The following is a 14,540-nucleotide window of genomic DNA, read 5'->3' as shown; positions in this document are numbered from 1 at the left end:
CGCCGACCACAGCAAGGCCAGGACCACCACGGGAACCACGCACGGGGCCGCCCCACCCGCCCCCGGTACCTATACATAGATCGCTGCGCGGTCTGCATCTCTCTCCGCGCGAGAGTCTGGGACTTGAAACAGGGGAGAAATGACCATCTGCCTGACTTGCAACACCCCGATCCAGACGGCCGCTCGAATCGGCCGGCCCCGCCGCTACTGCTCCACGCGTTGCCGCAAGACAGCGGAATTGAGCCTCCGTCGTGCCGTCTCCGCCGTTGCCAGGGCGGAGCGCCAAGAGCGCGACTGGAGCACGTCCTGGACGGTCGCGGAGCGCGACCGGGCCAGAGCTGCCCTGATAGCGCTCCGCAAACGAATCACGCCGCCCACCGATCCGCTCTGAAAGGCCCCTCATGAGCCCTCGCCGCCTCTTCACTGGCCCGCCCCTCGCCCACGTCCTGGACGACACCACCGGCAAGCTTCTCACCTCCGCCGCGAACCTGCCCGCCCGAGCGTGGGCACCGCTAGAGGACGGCACGCCACGCGACCCCGCCGCCGACCTCGCCGCGCAGGCGGGCCTTGTCGTGCCCGTCTTCGATTGGGAGTCGACGACGACGAGAGCTGATGAGGCCACCGTCGTCGAACGCCTCGCTAACCCGTCGCCGGGCGAGCGCCGCAGCACACCCGTGCCCGGCATGCGCGTCCTCACGACCGTGCCCTTCACCGGATCGCCGGGCCTGCTCACGAGCCGCCCCTCGCTGCACTACATCGGCGGATTCGACACCACCGTCACCGTCAGCGGGCGGGCCGTCGTCATCGACACCAGCGGGCGGCACGTCTTCGCCGCCACCGTCGAGGCCCACGTCGCCCGCGTCCACGCTGACCTCGACCGCTACCTCAACAGCACCTCTACCGACCTCGCAGAGTGGCGCACAAGCCTCGCCACGGCTCTCCGCTGGGAAGTCGACGCCCGTGCCACGTTCCTCGCAGAACTCAGCGCCCTGACAGCCGCTATCGCCACCCGCTAACGGGCACCAAACCGACTCATTCAATGCCGACGCGGTAGACGTCGGCCTGACGACGCAACTCCGCCGCGATTTCGTGCGGTGTCGCAGCACGACCCGGCGCGGCCACCGTGCCCAAGTACCGAGCCGCCATAACCACCTCGGCCGCGTGGTCCAACACGATCGCCGCCAAAGTCCCGACATGCACATCGCCTGCAACCGCAACGACTCCATCACGGCCCGTCGGATCACACGTTACGCGCGCCTCGACGCTGAGCTGGGCGACGAGCGAATCAGTCAGGACCATGACCCGACGCTATCGCGTCGGCCGCGGTCGTCCGATGGATAGCTATTTCAGCCCGAACGTGTTTGCTACGCGTTTCGGCGTACTGAGAGACATCATTGGGACGTGAGCAAACCCGACGAGACACTCTTCACCGCGCACGCGAACGCTGGCCTCGCGAACCAAATCCAGTACCGCGAGCATTGGACGAGCGAACGGCTCGTAGGTACCGGCTACGCCGATGCTGCCCATCGCCTCGAAGCCTCCTTCAACGACGAACCATGGGACGACGTCATGCTCCTGCCGTTTCTGTTCGTGTGGCGACAAGCGATCGAAATCCAGATCAAGGCAAACATTCGAGACCTCGCAACGTTGCGACGCGAGCAGGGCGAGACCGACGAGAGACTCTGGCGTAAGACCGTCGACAAGCGTCTCCAGTTCAAGCTGGGCCACAACATGGCGGGCCTAATCGCAGAGCACGACGAGCACATCGCTGCCTTGAGGCTGGAGGTCATCCCCGAGCCCGTCGCCGAGACCCTGAAGTTACTCGCTGCCCTCGATAACGGCGGCACTGGATTCCGCTACGCCGGGGTACTCACGGTCCCGAGCATCACTCTCGACTTCCGCACGCTCTCGGCGGCACTCGATGAGGCATACGAACTGCTCACGGTCGTCATTGACGCGGCCACTCACGGCGAGGGCGTCTGACCCTAGAGAAGAACTCCCCGACTGACACGTTGTCGGCGTTCATGAGTAGAGAATCGCGAGGAGGGTCGCCACATATGAGCAGACTGCCCCGAGGAAGATGAGACCGACGTTGCTCAGATTCGACTCGACGATCAGTTCCAGCACGCGGACAATCGTGAGGTCGCCCGCCGCGTTGCGAGACGAATAGTCCCAATTCGGTACTACCAACTCCTCCGCCAAGAAGAGCCGAGCATATTTTTCATTCACGACCTCGCCGTCGTAATCCTGGCCGAGGCGGGCACGCTCTTGCCCTTGCTCATTCGCCCAACTCTCTCGGATCGCGGCGATACGCTCAGAGTCGTGGCGAGCTTTCTTAATGGCTCTCCGGCCAGAATGGTAGGCGCGCACGGCACCCGTAACGGGAAGAACTAGACCCCCGGTCGCAAGGGCAATGAGGATGAACTGGAAGGCCACTAGCCGATAATGACAGTTCGACGCTCGCCGCGCTGGCATCTCATAGGGTGTGCCCATGACTAATCAAGACGTCACTCTCTGGATTCAGGCCATAGCCGTCGTCGTAGCCGTCGGGGCGTCGATTGTGGCTCTGGAGGTCTCGCGCCGCGAGCGCAAGAACAGCCGCGACATTGCCGTCAAGGATCGGGCTTCCGCACTGAGTCAGGCGCGCCTCATGTTCGAGCTGGACGCTCTTGCCGGGCTGCTGGAGAACAATAACCGGGGAGGTAGCACCGACCCGGCCGAGAGCAAACGCCTCGGCGCAGAGGCCCTCACACTTATCGGCCTGATTGGTCGAGACCGACTCCCGCGGCAGTGGGATCGACGCATTGCCCACGACGACGCGGGCCTACAGGCCAAACTCGACGCCCCCGAGTCTCCCGACAATCCGGCCTATATTAAGGACGCGATCGAGACGCAGCTCGCGGTCAATCAAGTCGTTCGTGAGATTCGCGCCGAAGTCGAACGAGGCTAACCGTCTTGCGACCCTCAGAAAAACCCGCATAAACCCCGCAGATTCAGAGGAACAAGCTGGACCACCTAGGAAACAGCATTCCCTTGATCCAGACGTAAGCGGTAGGTGCGGGCAGTCAGCGGAAACTCCCGATATAGGAGCGCCGATAATCGTGGTGTCGCGGGTTCGAGTCCCGCCCTCGCTACAGACGTCGAAACGGCTCGGCCCTCCAGGGCCGGGCCGTTTCGTCGTCTGTCGGGTGGGCGGATCGAGAAGCCGCTCGTGGGCCCACGCCGGGCAGTCCGCGGCTTGCCGGAGCGAAGCGGAGGCATGGTGCGGCGGCTCGGTGGGGAGTCGAGTCCCGCTTTCGCTACATGTAAGGCCCTCTGACCTGGGGTTTCTCCAGGCGGAGGGCCTTCTCTTGTTGAGATGCTCTGTCTTTGTCGCTCAGAACGACGCTCAAGCCTTCGTGAAAGCTCTGGTGCGCTCATCGATGACTCCTCAAACCGCTGACTCCGGAGCATCTTCGCCGGCTACCGCGACGACTTCACGCTCGACGAACTCTTCGGCTCCATGTTCGGGCGTGAAGCACCCGGCGACGCCAACTAGCGGCAGGTCCTCACGGTGGTGGCGGCGAGCATCGACGCTGAGGTGTTCGAGGCGCTGGAGGATCTCGCCGATAGGAGCGACGGCGCAGTGCGCGTCGTGAGCTTCCGCGAGTTCGAAGACGGCGACGAGGTTCCTGTGCAGACGAAGCGGCTCGTCTAGCCGGGCGTGCTGAGATAAGAGCCGCGCCCCCGTGAGGGTGAAGGGGGCTGGTCGAGCTCTGAGTACCGTCCCCGCGGTACCAAATTAGGTACCAGCGTTCTAGACTCCTGTCATGCCTTCGCTCAACGTCACGTTCACAGAAGCCGAGCTCGAAGAGATCCGCACAGCTTCGGCTGAGACATCCCTGAAGTCCTACGTGCACGACCAGGCCCTGAGCGCCGCGCGGAATCGCAAGGCTCTGGTGGCTCAGCTGGCGCAGCAGGTCGCGGCTACGTCCGCGGAGCTGAACGCACGTCTCGCGTGACGACGTACTTCCTTGACCGCGACGATGTGCTGACCGCTGGCTCGGCGGCCTTCGGTGGCACATTGGCCGTCCGCGACTTCGGGCTTCTCGACGCCGCGGTGGCTCGGCCGCGCACGAGCGTCTTCGGCATCGACGCGTATGCGGACCTCTGGCTGAAGGCCGCCGCGTTGCTGCACTCGTTGGCACGCAATCACGCTCTCGTCGACGGCAACAAGCGCACGGCGTGGGCGGCGGCGTGGGTGTTCCTCGGTGTCAACGGCGTGACGCTTGATCCGGGCTTCGACGTCGACGCGGCGTACGACTTCGTGGTCGACGCCGCAACCGGTGCCCTTGAGGTAGACGACATTGCGCGAGCGCTGGAGTCGTTCGCCTCCTGAACGAGTCCGCCTCGCGGGTCTGGCGAAAAGACAGACCCCCGACACCCGTGAGGGTGAAAGGGGTCTTGTCGTTGACGGGCGGTCGAAGAACGCGCGCGGATCAAGCGCGGTGGCGCCGCTCCATGATCTGGCCGGTCACGACAACGGCTTCGGCTTCGACGCACAGCTGGAAGTCATCTGCGATGCGGTGGGTCTCCTGAGGGTCGTCGCGCTCCCAGTCGCCGTCATCGGTGGCGAGGCCGACGAGCGCTGCGAAGTGAAGCCGCTCGATACGGTGCTCGACTTGAATGACGCGCAGCGGGCCCAGCAACATCTCCGACGCCATGTTGGCACCGTCGACTACGACGGCTTCGTTGGCGGGTGGCTCCGTCCGGTCTGGTCGCCGGACAACGGCGATGGAAGGACCGGTGAAGCCGCGCGAGGGCGGATTCAACTGGTCGTCGCAACACCTCGATCGTGGAGGTGTTCAGAGTTGTCCAAGAACGACTCGAGTGCGATGACGAGCGAGGCTGTCGAGCCGGTTCGGCGTCAGCGGCGTGCAGACAGGGCGTTGCGGCCTCCAGCAGGCCGGTAGCGGCCCCAAGGGCAGCGAAAACGAGCGTGCTTACGGGAAGTCCCAACAGGAGGAGCCCGCACACCATTGCCGGCGCCACCGACAGTCAGGTCAGAGTCGGCGGGTCGATCGGGTCCGATTGCCTCGATCGTGAAGGCGACGTCCATCCCCAGCACCACGGAGCGCTCGATCTGTCTGACTTCAAACGAACCCCGTGGGCTTGCTGACGGGGATGCCCTGCCAGGGCACCCGTCACGCGACCGCTGCGGTGCTCTCGACCGGCGGTCGGATGAAGATCGCGGCGACCGCGGCTACGAGGATGACTGCTCCCGCGACGATGAAGCTGGTTTGCGCGCCGCTGACGAAGTGCGTCCGGTTGGCGATGAGGACGCCGAAGACGGCGATGGCTACGGCGCCGCCGACCTGGCGGAAGGTGTTTAAGACGGCACTGGCCGTGCCGGACCGTTCGGCTGGGACGCTGGCGAGGACGACGGAGGTGACGGGCGGCATGGCCACGGAGCCGCCGGCTCCGGTGAAGATCGACCCGATGAGGACCGCCCACGGAGACCCGAGCGGGGCCGTGAGGATCAGGATGACGAGACCCATGACCATCGTGAGCAGGCCGAAGACGATGGGCACGCGGGCGCCATGACGGTTGGCAAGGGTGCCGCTGATCATGTTGCCGCAGACGCTGAAAGCCGCGGACGGCAGGAACACGAGGCCCGCGAGGAGGGGCGACATGCCGAGGTGCTGCTGTAAAAACAGGCTGTTCACGAAGACGGTGCCGAAGTTGCCGACCATGAAGGCGAAGCCGACGAGCAGCGCGATGCGCATGCCCCGGGGGCGGAAGAGTGGCAAAGGCATCATCGGGTTCCGGATACGCGCTTGAATCGCGAGAAACGCCACCAGGCCAACGGCAGCCACCGCGAACGCGCCAATCACCACGGGAGAGGCGAACCCGAGAGAGCCACCTTCGATGAGACCGAAGACGAGACCGCTTAGGGTCGCGAGGGCGGCGATCTGGCCGCCCCAGTCGAATCGGGTCGGGCGAGCGGCGGACTTCTGGACCGAGCGCAGGAGAACGAGCATGACGACGCAGACCGGCAGGTTGATGGCGAAGACCAGTCGCCAGTCGATCGTGGTAAGGGCGCCACCCAGCACAGGCCCGACGGCTCCGGCGACAGCACCGCCGACGGCCCAGATACCAAGGGCGTGTGCCCGTTCCTTCGGGTCCTGGTAGGCCTCGCGGATGAGCGCCATCGAGGCCGGAAGCATGATCGCGGCCGCCGAGCCCTGCACGACACGGGCAAAGATGAGGACACCGAGGAACGGTGCGACTGCGCACCCGATGGACGCGGTAAGAAACCCCGCGATACCCCACCCGAGCGCCCTCTTCGCCCCGATCCGGTCGGAGAGGTTTCCCGCGAAGAGCAGCAACGAGGCGAACATCAGCGTGTAGGCGTCGATGACCCACTGCAGGCCGGAGGTGCTGCCGCCGAGGTCACGGCCGATCCTGGTCAGTGCGACGTTCACGATGAGAATGTCGAGCGTGATAAGGAAGAACCCAAGCGACGCAAGCGCCAGGGTGCGGCCCGCGCGCGTCGTCGAAGCCGTCGTCGTGAAAGTCATGCCGCCAGCATGACCCGGATTTTTCCCGGAAGGGTGCCCTGACGAAGGGTGTACTGGCAGGGCATTCCACCAGCGACGGCGCGCTCGTACGCTCGAGCCATGGACAATTCCGACGAGGTGCGCGAGTTCCTCACGACCCGCAGGGCGAACGTGACTCCTGCGCAGGTAGAGCTGCCGAGCGGGCCGAACCGGCGCGTGCCCGGCCTTCGGCGTACCGAAGTAGCACTGCTCGCCGGTGTCAGCGTCGAGTACTACTCCCGTCTCGAGCGGGGCAGCCTCGCCGGCGCCTCCGACGGCGTCCTGCACTCTCTGGCGCAGGCCCTGCTGCTGAACGACGACGAGCGGGCGCACCTATTCGACCTGGCCAAGACGGCGAACGCGTCACCGATCTCTTCCAAGCGTCGCGCCGCGAAGGCGCAGAACGTGCGTCCGAGCCTGCAGTTCATCCTCGACGCCATCACGGGAGGCCCCGCCTTCGTGCGAAACGGGCGGCTCGACATCCTGGCCTCGAACGCGCTCGGGAAAGCCGTCTACGCGGACCTCTACGACAGTGCCGAGGCGACCTTGCCCGGCAAGCCCATGAACCTCGCCCGGCACTGCTTCCTCGACCCCGACCGCGCCGACCGCTTCTACCCCGACTGGGGTATCGCCGCCGACCAGACCGTTGCGATCCTCCGCACCGAAGCAGGCAAGGACCCGTACGACAAAGACCTGCAAGATCTGATCGGCGAGCTGTCGACCCGCAGCGACGCGTTTCGTGCCCGTTGGGGCGTGCACGACGTCCGCCGTCACGCGAGCGGGATGAAGCACTTCATCCACCCACTCGTCGGGCCGCTGGACATGATCTTCGAAGGCACGGAACTGGTCGCCGACCCCGGCCTCAACCTCATGATCTACACCGCCGCGCCAGGCACCCCGACCGCCGAGGCTCTGAGCCTGCTGGCGTCGTGGGCAGCGACGCCGCCCACTTCCGCCGCCTCCGCGGCGGCCGACCTCACGAATGAAAATAACTCATGAAACTCCAACCGATGAAACCCACCGCCAAGAACCCCGCCACGCAGTTCACCGGTGACGTCTGGGTCGACATGATCGGCGTTCCTCAAGACGACGGTCAGCGCGCGAGCACCGCACGAGTGCACTTCTCACCCGGAGCCCGCAGCAACTGGCACTCCCACGGCCTCGGTCAGACGATCCACGTCACCGAAGGCATCGCCTGGATCCAGGCACGCGGCGGAGAAATCCTCGAGGTCCACCCCGGCCAGACCGTCTACACGGCCCCGGGCGAAGAACACTGGCACGGCGCCAGCCCGGACGCCTTCATGGAGCACCTCGTCATGATGGACATCCCCGACGACCCGTCGACCGCGACGACCTGGCTCGAGCCCGTCACCGACGACGAGTACCGCCGCCCGTAAGTAACCCACCCTCTCGATCACGCGACGAAGCAGGCGGGGATGCCTCGTGCATTCTGCGCCGGCTCTATCGTCGCGCCCCTGTGAAAGGAACACCTCCGTGCGAGGAGCAGTACTGCATGCCCCCGGCGACGTCCGCGTCGAAGACCGCGACCGCCCCACCCTCCAAGAACCGTCCGACGCGATCATCAGGCTCTCCGCGACCTGCGTCTGCGGGTCCGACCTCTGGCCCTGGCGCGGCGTCGAAACCTCTGACCAGCCGATGCCGATGGGTCACGAATACGTCGGCGTCGTCGATGAGATCGGCTCCGAGGTCACGAACGTCAAGGTCGGCGACTTCGTCGTCGGGTCGTTCTGGTCGTCCGACAACACCTGCGAGATCTGTCAGGCCGGCTACCAGTCGCACTGCGTGCACCGCACCCTGATGGGCACCATCGGCACGCAGGCCGAATACGCCCGCATCCCGCTCGCCGACGGCACCCTCGTCGCGACGCCCGAGATGCCGGCGCCTGACAAGATCCCGTCGCTGATGGCCGCCTCGGACGTGCTCGGTACCGGCTGGTACGGCGCGGTCGCGGCGGAAGCCGGCCCCGGCAAGACAGTCGTCGTCGTGGGCGACGGAGCCGTGGGGCTGCTCGCCGTCCTCGCGGCGTCGCAGCTCGGTGCCTCCCGGATCATCGCCATGAGCCGCCACGAATCACGACAGAAGCTGGCCCGCGAGTTCGGCGCGACCGACATCGTCACGGAGCGCGGCGACGAGGGCGTGGTGAAGATCAAAGAACTCACCGACGGGCTCGGTGCGCACTCGGTCGTCGAAGCGGTCGGCACGCAAGAGTCGATGCTCCAGGCCCTCAACTCGACCCGCGCGGGCGGCCACGTCGGCTTCGTCGGCGTCTCCCACGACGTGTCGCTCTCGGGAGACCTGCTGTTCATGTCGGGCGTGCACCTGCACGGCGGACCTGCCCCCGTCCGGCAGTACCTTCCCGAGCTGATCGATCTCATCTGGACCGACAAGATCAACCCCGGCAAGGTCTTCGACCTCGAGGTGTCTCTCGACGACATCGCCGACGGCTATAAGGCCATGGACGAGCGCCGCGCGATCAAGGCCCTGGTGCGATTCTGATGCGGCCCCTCACCGACACCGACCCGGAATTCGCCGCCTTCTACGAGAACTTCGCCGAACGCGAGACGCTGAGCCATTCGTCACTCGAACCCCGAGACCGCCACGTCTACCGGCTCGCTGCGACGATCGCGGTCGGCGCCGTCACCGAGTTCCACGCGTTGTTAGGTGCAGCGCTCGATACCGGTGTGGCCCCCATCCAGGCGAAGGAACTCGTCTACCAGGCGGTTGCCTATGTCGGCTTCGCCCGCGTGTCCGACTTCCTGACGGCCACCAACGAGGTGCTGACTGCGCGCGGCGTCGAGCTGCCGCTGGCCGGCCAGTCGAGCACGACGCGTGAGACCCGCCTCGAGGTAGGCACGGCGAGGCAGAAGGAGATCGTCGGAAACGAGGCCGTCGACGGCATGTACGCGAACGCTCCTGCTGACGCCCTGCATTTCCAGGAGTTCCTTTCGGGCAACTGCTTCGGCGACTATTACACGCGAACGGGCTTCGACGTGAAGAAGCGCGAACTCATCACCTTCGCCCTGCTCGCCGCCCTCGGCGGCGCGGACGACCAGGTCAAGGGACACGTCATCGCCAACCTGAACGTCGGCAACACCCGCGGCGACCTGCTCGACGTGCTGACCGTGCTCGTGCCCTCCATCGGCTACCCGCGCACCCTCAACGCGCTCGCCCAGGTCAACACGGCGGCACCCGCCTCGTGACCTCGACCGCCGCGACCAGCTCGACGTCCGCGCCGGCGAAGGAGCGCCTGCCCTTCGTGGTGCCGCTCCTCGCCGTCGGGACGTTTTTGATGTGCACGAGTGCGTACATCGTCGCGGGGCTCCTGCAGCAGATCTCAACCGGGCTCGACGTCAACGTGGCGCAAGTGGGGCTGCTGATCACGGCGTTCGCGATCGGGATGGTCGTCGGTGCGCCTGTCATGGCGGTCGCCACCCTGCGCCTGCCGCGCCGGTCGACACTGGTGATCGCGCTCGTGGTCTTCGCCCTCGGGCATGTAATCGCTGCCCTCAGTGCGAGCTTTGCGATCGTGCTGGTCGCTCGCGTGCTGACCGCGGTCGCGACCGGGGCGTTCTGGTCGGTGGCCTCGGTCGTCGCGACCACCGCCGCCGGTCCCACCAGGAGCTCGCGAGCGCTCGGCGTGATGATGAGCGGTGTCGGACTCGCAACCGTCGCCGGGGTTCCCCTCGGGCCACTCGCCGGCCAGCTGATCGGCTGGCGCGGCGCGTTCTGGGGCCTCGCCGTTCTGGCAGCTGTCGCCGCGGTCATCATCCACCGCTTCGCGCCCGCCGATGAAGACCGTGCACCGCAATCGGCCGTGGCCGAACTTCAGGCGCTGGCCCACGGGAAGACCTGGCTGCTCGTCGCCGCCACTGTCCTGATCACCGGCGCCTACATGGGCGCCTTCAGCTACCTGACCCCGCTGGCGACGGAACGCACGGGGCTTCCCGAGCGGTCGGTGCCGATCGTGCTGGTCTGCTTCGGTATCGGCGCGGTCATCGGTACGAACCTGGCCGGACGCTTCGCCGACCGACGCCCCCTTACGACCTTGGTGTCGGCGGCCGTCGGAGTCGCAGCCGTGCTGGGTCTCCTGTTCGGGCTCTCCGTCTTCGTTGTTCCGACGATTGTGCTCGTAATCCTGCTCGGCATCGTAGGGATGGCCGTCCCTCCGGTGGCCACCGGGCTCGCTGTTCGGTTCGCTCCATCGGCTCCGACCCTTGCCGCGGCCCTTTCGGTGGCAGCGTTCAACGGCGGGACTGCGATCGCGTCGTGGCTCGAGAGCGAAGCCCTCGACGGCCCCCTCGGGGTCACCGCGCCTGAAGTGATCGGCCTGGTCATGGTCGTCCTTGGCCTCATCCCGCTCGGTGTCCTGGCGCTGCGCCGCGCGACCGCTGCACACACCTCTCACGCCTGAACGACCGTCGTGAAAGAGGCACGGTCGAGGCGCTCCGGCAGGTGCAAAACGGGTTCTTTGACAAAGGCCGAATTACGGACGGGAAGCTCCTCCGTGCAGATTCGAGCGGGGTCGAAACCCATGTGCCGCTCGCGACGGCGGCAAGCGAGTGGCTGCGGGTCCTCAGGAATAGCCAGCATGGCTACGACAAAACGCCCACGGCGGACCGGGCGGCAGACGCCCCTTGCGAAGCCGCCCGAACGGAGGGAAACTACTTCCCAAAGGCTGACTCAACTCTCCCGAGAGCGACAGCCCGTCCCCCCACTTTCGACGAGGTCTGATTCCGGTTCGACGGTGGGAAGCGAGAAAGGCCCTCCGTTCACGCGTCTTCGGAGCGTGTCAGAGGGCCTTTTGCCCGTTCCTGAGCCCCCGTCGGCGCCCGGCGCTAGCATGACGCATGGTCGCCATCCGTTCCCTCGAGACCGCGGTCCCGCAGAACGTCGTCCGCCAAGACGCGCTCCGCGATCTGTTCGCCTCCCAGCCCGCTTTCGGCCGCCTGGGCAAGCGCCTCGTCACCGCCGCCTTCGACGCGTCGGCCATCGAGACCCGTCACACCGTGCTCGACGAGCTCGTTCCCGGTGCCGGCCCCGAGCATCCTGCGTTCCTCGAACCGGGTGCAGCCGCCCCGGGCACCGGCGCCCGGAACGCGGCGTACGTCGCTCACGCCGGGCCGCTCGCCCTCGAGGCGGCTCGAAAGACCTTGGCGAGCAGCGGGGCGCAGGATCTCACCGCGCAAGACGTCACGCACGTCATCACCGTCTCGTGCACCGGCTTCTCGGCGCCCGGCGTCGACCTGGCCGTCGCGCAGGGTCTCCGTCTCGCCCCATCGACGCAGCGTCTGCACCTGGGCTTCATGGGCTGCTACGCCGCCTTCCCGGCTCTTCGAGCCGCTCAGCAGTTCTGTCTCGCCGACCCCGCCGCGGTCGTCCTCGTCGTCTGCGTCGAGCTGTGCTCGCTGCATCTCCACGTCACCGACGACACCGACACCATCGTCGCGAACTCGGTGTTCGCCGACGGAGCCGCGGCCGCCCTCGTGACGGCCCGCCCGGCTCCGGTCGGAACACCCCTTCTGGAGCTCGACGCCTTCGAGAGCGCGCTGGTCCCCGAGGGCGAGAGCGAGATGGCCTGGACCATCGGCGACCAGGGGTTCGACATGGTGCTCTCCACCTACGTGCCGAGGCTCCTGGAGCAGAACATCGGCGAGATCCTGAAGCCCCTGCTCGCGCGCGATGCGCGCCTCGACGGTCGCGCACCCGCATCGGTCGACCGCTGGGCCGTCCACCCGGGCGGCCGCAGCATCCTCGACCGGGTGCAGACGGCGCTCGAGCTCTCGGAGGGGCAGCTCGCCGACTCGCGCGACGTCCTCCGCGAGTACGGCAACATGTCGAGCGCCACGATCCTGTTCGTCCTGCGCCGCATTCTGCTGGGGGCCGTCGACGGCCCCGAGCGCGTCGCGGCTCTCGCCTTCGGCCCCGGACTCACCGTCGAGTCGGCGCTGATGACCCTGAGGCGCCAGCCCGCGACGATCGCCGCACCGCGACGTCCGGCCGTCCACCGTCAGCCCGTCCGCCAGCCGACGTCGTGACCGCCCCGGTCGACGGCAAGAAAGCCCCTCCCGCGCGAGGACGCGTCGATCTGCGTCGACGCGAGACGACCAGCCTCGAGCTGATGGACGACCCGGAGTGCGATCAGAGCGCCCTCGAAGCCACCTACGGCCACTTCGACCTCGTCAACCGTCTCGTCGCGGGCTGGCGCACGGTCTACCGGCGCAGGATCCTGCCCCTCGCGAAGGCCTCGCGCGAACCCCTGACCGTGCTCGACGTCGGCTCGGGCGGCGGTGACGTCGCCCGAGCCCTGGCCGGGTGGTCGGCGGCCGACGGCCACCCCCTGCAGATCACGGCGATCGACCCGGACCCCCGCGCCTTCGACTACGCGTCCGGACGGCCGCAGGTGCCCCAGGTGACCTTCGAGCGGACGGCGAGTCGCACGCTCGTCGAAGCCGGGCGAACCTTCGACCTCGTCGTGTCGAACCACGTGCTCCACCACCTCGACCCCGAGGCGTTCGGCGCGCTGCTGCACGACAGTGAACGTCTTGCCCGGAAGCTCGTGCTCCACAACGACATCGCGCGCGGGCGGGTCGCCTACGCGGCGTACGGGGTGGCGACGGCGGCGACGTTCCGGGGCTCGTTCATCCACCACGACGGTCTCCTGTCGATCCGGCGCAGCTATCGTCGGTCCGAGCTCGCCGCCGCCGTGCCGAGCGGGTGGCTGGTGGTGCCGCAGTGGCCGTTCCGGCTGCTGCTCACCCACGAATCCGGTGAGACTCCCGGGGGCGCTCGTGCGTGACGTCGTCATCGTCGGCGGCGGGCCGGTGGGCATGTTCCTCGCGGCTCTGCTCGCCGAGCGGGGTCTCGACGTCGCCGTCTGGGAGAAGCGCGTCTCGCCCTCGGCGCTGTCGCGCGCCATCGGCGTCCATCCGCCCGCCCTGGAGGCGTTCTCGCGCGTCGGTGTCGCCGACGACGTGGTGGGGGAGGCGGTGCACATCAGCCGCGGCGTCGCGAAGAGCGCCGGCCGCACCCTCGGCGCCGTGTCGTTCGCAGGAGTCTCGGCGGAGTTCCCCTTCGTGGCGTCCCTCCCTCAGCACCGCACCGAGGCCATCATCAGCGCCCGGCTCGAGGCCCTGAACCCGCAGGCTCTGCAGCGTGGCGTCGAACTGCGGGGGATCGACGACGTCGACCCCGGCCACGTCCGGCTCCACGGACGCTCCGGAGGGCACGACGTGTTCGAGCTGGCGCGCTTCGTGGTCGGAGCCGACGGCGCTCGCAGCGCGGTTCGCTCCCTGCTGCGGATCCCGGCGACCCTGAAGATCTACGACGACCCCTTCGTGATGGGCGACTTCCGCGACGACACGGGCGACGCGGACGACGCCGTGATCCACCTCGAGGCCGGGGAGTGGTCGAGTCGTTCCCGCTGCCCGGTGGCCTGCGGCGTTTCGTCGTGCACACCGGTGAGCCGATGGTGCGTCCGACCGCCGACATGCTCGCCGAACTGATCGGCGGGAGGATCGGGAGCCGGGTCGATCCCACGAGCAACTCGATGCTGAGCGCGTTCGTCACCCGTCGGCGACTGGCCGAGCGGATGGTGGTCGGCCGCGTGATCCTGATCGGCGATTCCGCGCACGAGATCAGCCCGATCGGTGGACAGGGCATGAACTTGGGCTGGCTCGACGCCGCCGAGCTGGCGCCGCTCCTCACCGGGGCCGTCGGTCGCGATCGCATCGACAGGAAAGCCCTCGACGACTTCGAGGTCCGCCGGATGCGCGTGGCCAAGCGAGCAGCGCGGCAGGCCGAGGCGAACATGGCGATGGGGCGACCCGCGGGCAGCATCCGCCGGGCGACTCGCGACGCCGGGTTCGGACTCGTGCTGGCGACCCCGGCCAAGCGCCTGCTGGCTCGGTCCTATTCGATGACCTGGAGCTGATCCTGCTCGTC

20 protein-coding genes are annotated in these 14,540 nt (G+C 67.4%); 16 read left to right on the top strand and 4 right to left on the bottom strand.

Going from position 1 to position 14,540, the window contains the following annotated elements:
• Positions 1-238: 238 nt before the first annotated feature.
• Together QUE79_RS19055 and QUE79_RS19050 are read left to right on the top strand one after the other, a co-directional pair.
• Positions 239-391 carry a hypothetical protein gene (locus QUE79_RS19055; RefSeq protein WP_286344437.1) on the top strand — a complete coding sequence of 51 codons (153 nt, stop codon included), beginning with the start codon at positions 239-241 and terminating at the stop codon, positions 389-391.
• A gap of 10 nt (positions 392-401) precedes the next feature.
• Positions 402-1,016, top strand: coding sequence for a hypothetical protein (locus QUE79_RS19050; protein ID WP_286344436.1), 615 nt, complete (start codon positions 402-404; stop codon positions 1,014-1,016).
• 16 nt (positions 1,017-1,032) lie between these two features.
• On the opposite strand, the gene QUE79_RS19045 is transcribed toward QUE79_RS19050, so the two are convergent.
• Positions 1,033-1,299, bottom strand: coding sequence for a hypothetical protein (locus tag QUE79_RS19045; RefSeq protein ID WP_286344435.1), 267 nt, complete (start codon positions 1,297-1,299; stop codon positions 1,033-1,035).
• A 102-nt stretch (positions 1,300-1,401) separates the two neighbouring features.
• On the opposite strand from QUE79_RS19045, the gene QUE79_RS19040 reads away from it, so the two are divergent.
• A complete protein-coding gene (locus QUE79_RS19040) occupies positions 1,402-1,983 on the top strand; it encodes a hypothetical protein (protein ID WP_286344434.1) in 582 nt (193 codons plus the stop codon).
• 39 nt (positions 1,984-2,022) lie between these two features.
• Here QUE79_RS19040 and QUE79_RS19035 read toward each other — a convergent pair whose 3' ends face one another.
• Positions 2,023-2,436 (bottom strand): hypothetical protein, encoded by a 414-nt coding sequence (locus QUE79_RS19035; protein WP_286344433.1) that lies wholly within the window; start codon positions 2,434-2,436, stop codon positions 2,023-2,025.
• Positions 2,437-2,491: 55 nt separating this feature from the next.
• Between QUE79_RS19035 and QUE79_RS19030 the strand changes: the two genes are divergently transcribed.
• The 4 genes from QUE79_RS19030 (at position 2,492) to QUE79_RS19015 (ending at position 4,378) form a co-directional block, all read left to right on the top strand.
• Positions 2,492-2,950, top strand: a complete 459-nt coding sequence (locus QUE79_RS19030; protein ID WP_286344432.1) for a hypothetical protein — start codon at positions 2,492-2,494, stop codon at positions 2,948-2,950.
• A gap of 603 nt (positions 2,951-3,553) precedes the next feature.
• The gene (locus QUE79_RS19025) at positions 3,554-3,697 is read left to right on the top strand and encodes a hypothetical protein (protein WP_286344431.1); all 144 of its coding nucleotides are present in this window, start codon (positions 3,554-3,556) and stop codon (positions 3,695-3,697) included.
• Positions 3,698-3,809: 112 nt separating this feature from the next.
• Complete coding sequence (locus QUE79_RS19020; RefSeq protein WP_286344430.1) at positions 3,810-4,001, top strand: antitoxin Phd; 192 nt, start codon at positions 3,810-3,812, stop codon at positions 3,999-4,001.
• Positions 3,998-4,378, top strand: coding sequence for a type II toxin-antitoxin system death-on-curing family toxin (locus QUE79_RS19015; protein ID WP_286344429.1), 381 nt, complete (start codon positions 3,998-4,000; stop codon positions 4,376-4,378). Before QUE79_RS19020 ends, QUE79_RS19015 begins: the two co-directional genes overlap by 4 nt.
• 100 nt (positions 4,379-4,478) lie before the next feature.
• On the opposite strand, the gene QUE79_RS19010 is transcribed toward QUE79_RS19015, so the two are convergent.
• Both QUE79_RS19010 and QUE79_RS19005 read right to left on the bottom strand, forming a co-directional pair.
• Positions 4,479-4,703: a hypothetical protein gene (locus tag QUE79_RS19010; protein ID WP_286344428.1), complete on the bottom strand. Its 225-nt coding sequence runs from the start codon at positions 4,701-4,703 to the stop codon at positions 4,479-4,481.
• A 480-nt stretch (positions 4,704-5,183) separates the two neighbouring features.
• Positions 5,184-6,560 carry an MFS transporter gene (locus tag QUE79_RS19005; protein ID WP_286344427.1) on the bottom strand — a complete coding sequence of 459 codons (1,377 nt, stop codon included), beginning with the start codon at positions 6,558-6,560 and terminating at the stop codon, positions 5,184-5,186.
• A 99-nt stretch (positions 6,561-6,659) separates the two neighbouring features.
• Here QUE79_RS19005 and QUE79_RS19000 point away from each other — a divergent pair, with 99 nt between their 5' ends.
• From QUE79_RS19000 to QUE79_RS18960, 9 genes are all read left to right on the top strand, one after another.
• A complete protein-coding gene (locus tag QUE79_RS19000) occupies positions 6,660-7,577 on the top strand; it encodes a helix-turn-helix transcriptional regulator (protein WP_286344426.1) in 918 nt (305 codons plus the stop codon).
• 11 nt (positions 7,578-7,588) lie between these two features.
• Complete coding sequence (locus QUE79_RS18995; RefSeq protein WP_350271589.1) at positions 7,589-7,975, top strand: (R)-mandelonitrile lyase; 387 nt, start codon at positions 7,589-7,591, stop codon at positions 7,973-7,975.
• Between the two features lie 97 nt (positions 7,976-8,072).
• Positions 8,073-9,095 (top strand): zinc-dependent alcohol dehydrogenase family protein, encoded by a 1,023-nt coding sequence (locus tag QUE79_RS18990; RefSeq protein ID WP_286344424.1) that lies wholly within the window; start codon positions 8,073-8,075, stop codon positions 9,093-9,095.
• Positions 9,095-9,799, top strand: a complete 705-nt coding sequence (locus QUE79_RS18985) for a carboxymuconolactone decarboxylase family protein (protein ID WP_286344423.1) — start codon at positions 9,095-9,097, stop codon at positions 9,797-9,799. The genes QUE79_RS18990 and QUE79_RS18985 overlap by 1 nt, the downstream gene beginning before the upstream one ends.
• A complete protein-coding gene (locus QUE79_RS18980) occupies positions 9,796-11,010 on the top strand; it encodes an MFS transporter (protein ID WP_286344422.1) in 1,215 nt (404 codons plus the stop codon). The genes QUE79_RS18985 and QUE79_RS18980 overlap by 4 nt, the downstream gene beginning before the upstream one ends.
• Positions 11,011-11,446: 436 nt before the next feature.
• Complete coding sequence (locus QUE79_RS18975) at positions 11,447-12,634, top strand: type III polyketide synthase (protein WP_286344421.1); 1,188 nt, start codon at positions 11,447-11,449, stop codon at positions 12,632-12,634.
• Complete coding sequence (locus tag QUE79_RS18970) at positions 12,631-13,395, top strand: class I SAM-dependent methyltransferase (RefSeq protein WP_286344420.1); 765 nt, start codon at positions 12,631-12,633, stop codon at positions 13,393-13,395. The genes QUE79_RS18975 and QUE79_RS18970 overlap by 4 nt, the downstream gene beginning before the upstream one ends.
• Positions 13,388-14,101, top strand: a complete 714-nt coding sequence (locus QUE79_RS18965; protein WP_286344419.1) for an FAD-dependent oxidoreductase — start codon at positions 13,388-13,390, stop codon at positions 14,099-14,101. Before QUE79_RS18970 ends, QUE79_RS18965 begins: the two co-directional genes overlap by 8 nt.
• Positions 14,065-14,529 (top strand): FAD-dependent oxidoreductase, encoded by a 465-nt coding sequence (locus QUE79_RS18960; protein ID WP_286344418.1) that lies wholly within the window; start codon positions 14,065-14,067, stop codon positions 14,527-14,529. Before QUE79_RS18965 ends, QUE79_RS18960 begins: the two co-directional genes overlap by 37 nt.
• Positions 14,530-14,540: the final 11 nt, after the last annotated feature.

This window comes from Frondihabitans sucicola, from assembly GCF_030296615.1.
Lineage (GTDB): Bacteria > Actinomycetota > Actinomycetes > Actinomycetales > Microbacteriaceae > Frondihabitans > Frondihabitans sucicola.
This window is presented reverse-complemented; position numbering and strand designations above follow the sequence as displayed.

Coding starts and splice junctions, on each gene's coding strand:
- QUE79_RS19050 (WP_286344436.1), top strand. CDS start 402: ATGAGCCCTCGCCGCCTCTTCACTGGCCCGCCCCTCGCCCACGTCCTG.
- QUE79_RS19045 (WP_286344435.1), bottom strand. CDS start 1,299: ATGGTCCTGACTGATTCGCTCGTCGCCCAGCTCAGCGTCGAGGCGCGC.
- QUE79_RS19030 (WP_286344432.1), top strand. CDS start 2,492: ATGACTAATCAAGACGTCACTCTCTGGATTCAGGCCATAGCCGTCGTC.
- QUE79_RS19020 (WP_286344430.1), top strand. CDS start 3,810: ATGCCTTCGCTCAACGTCACGTTCACAGAAGCCGAGCTCGAAGAGATC.
- QUE79_RS19010 (WP_286344428.1), bottom strand. CDS start 4,703: ATGGCGTCGGAGATGTTGCTGGGCCCGCTGCGCGTCATTCAAGTCGAG.
- QUE79_RS19005 (WP_286344427.1), bottom strand. CDS start 6,560: ATGACTTTCACGACGACGGCTTCGACGACGCGCGCGGGCCGCACCCTG.
- QUE79_RS19000 (WP_286344426.1), top strand. CDS start 6,660: ATGGACAATTCCGACGAGGTGCGCGAGTTCCTCACGACCCGCAGGGCG.
- QUE79_RS18995 (WP_350271589.1), top strand. CDS start 7,589: ATGAAACCCACCGCCAAGAACCCCGCCACGCAGTTCACCGGTGACGTC.
- QUE79_RS18985 (WP_286344423.1), top strand. CDS start 9,095: ATGCGGCCCCTCACCGACACCGACCCGGAATTCGCCGCCTTCTACGAG.
- QUE79_RS18975 (WP_286344421.1), top strand. CDS start 11,447: ATGGTCGCCATCCGTTCCCTCGAGACCGCGGTCCCGCAGAACGTCGTC.
- QUE79_RS18960 (WP_286344418.1), top strand. CDS start 14,065: ATGGTGCGTCCGACCGCCGACATGCTCGCCGAACTGATCGGCGGGAGG.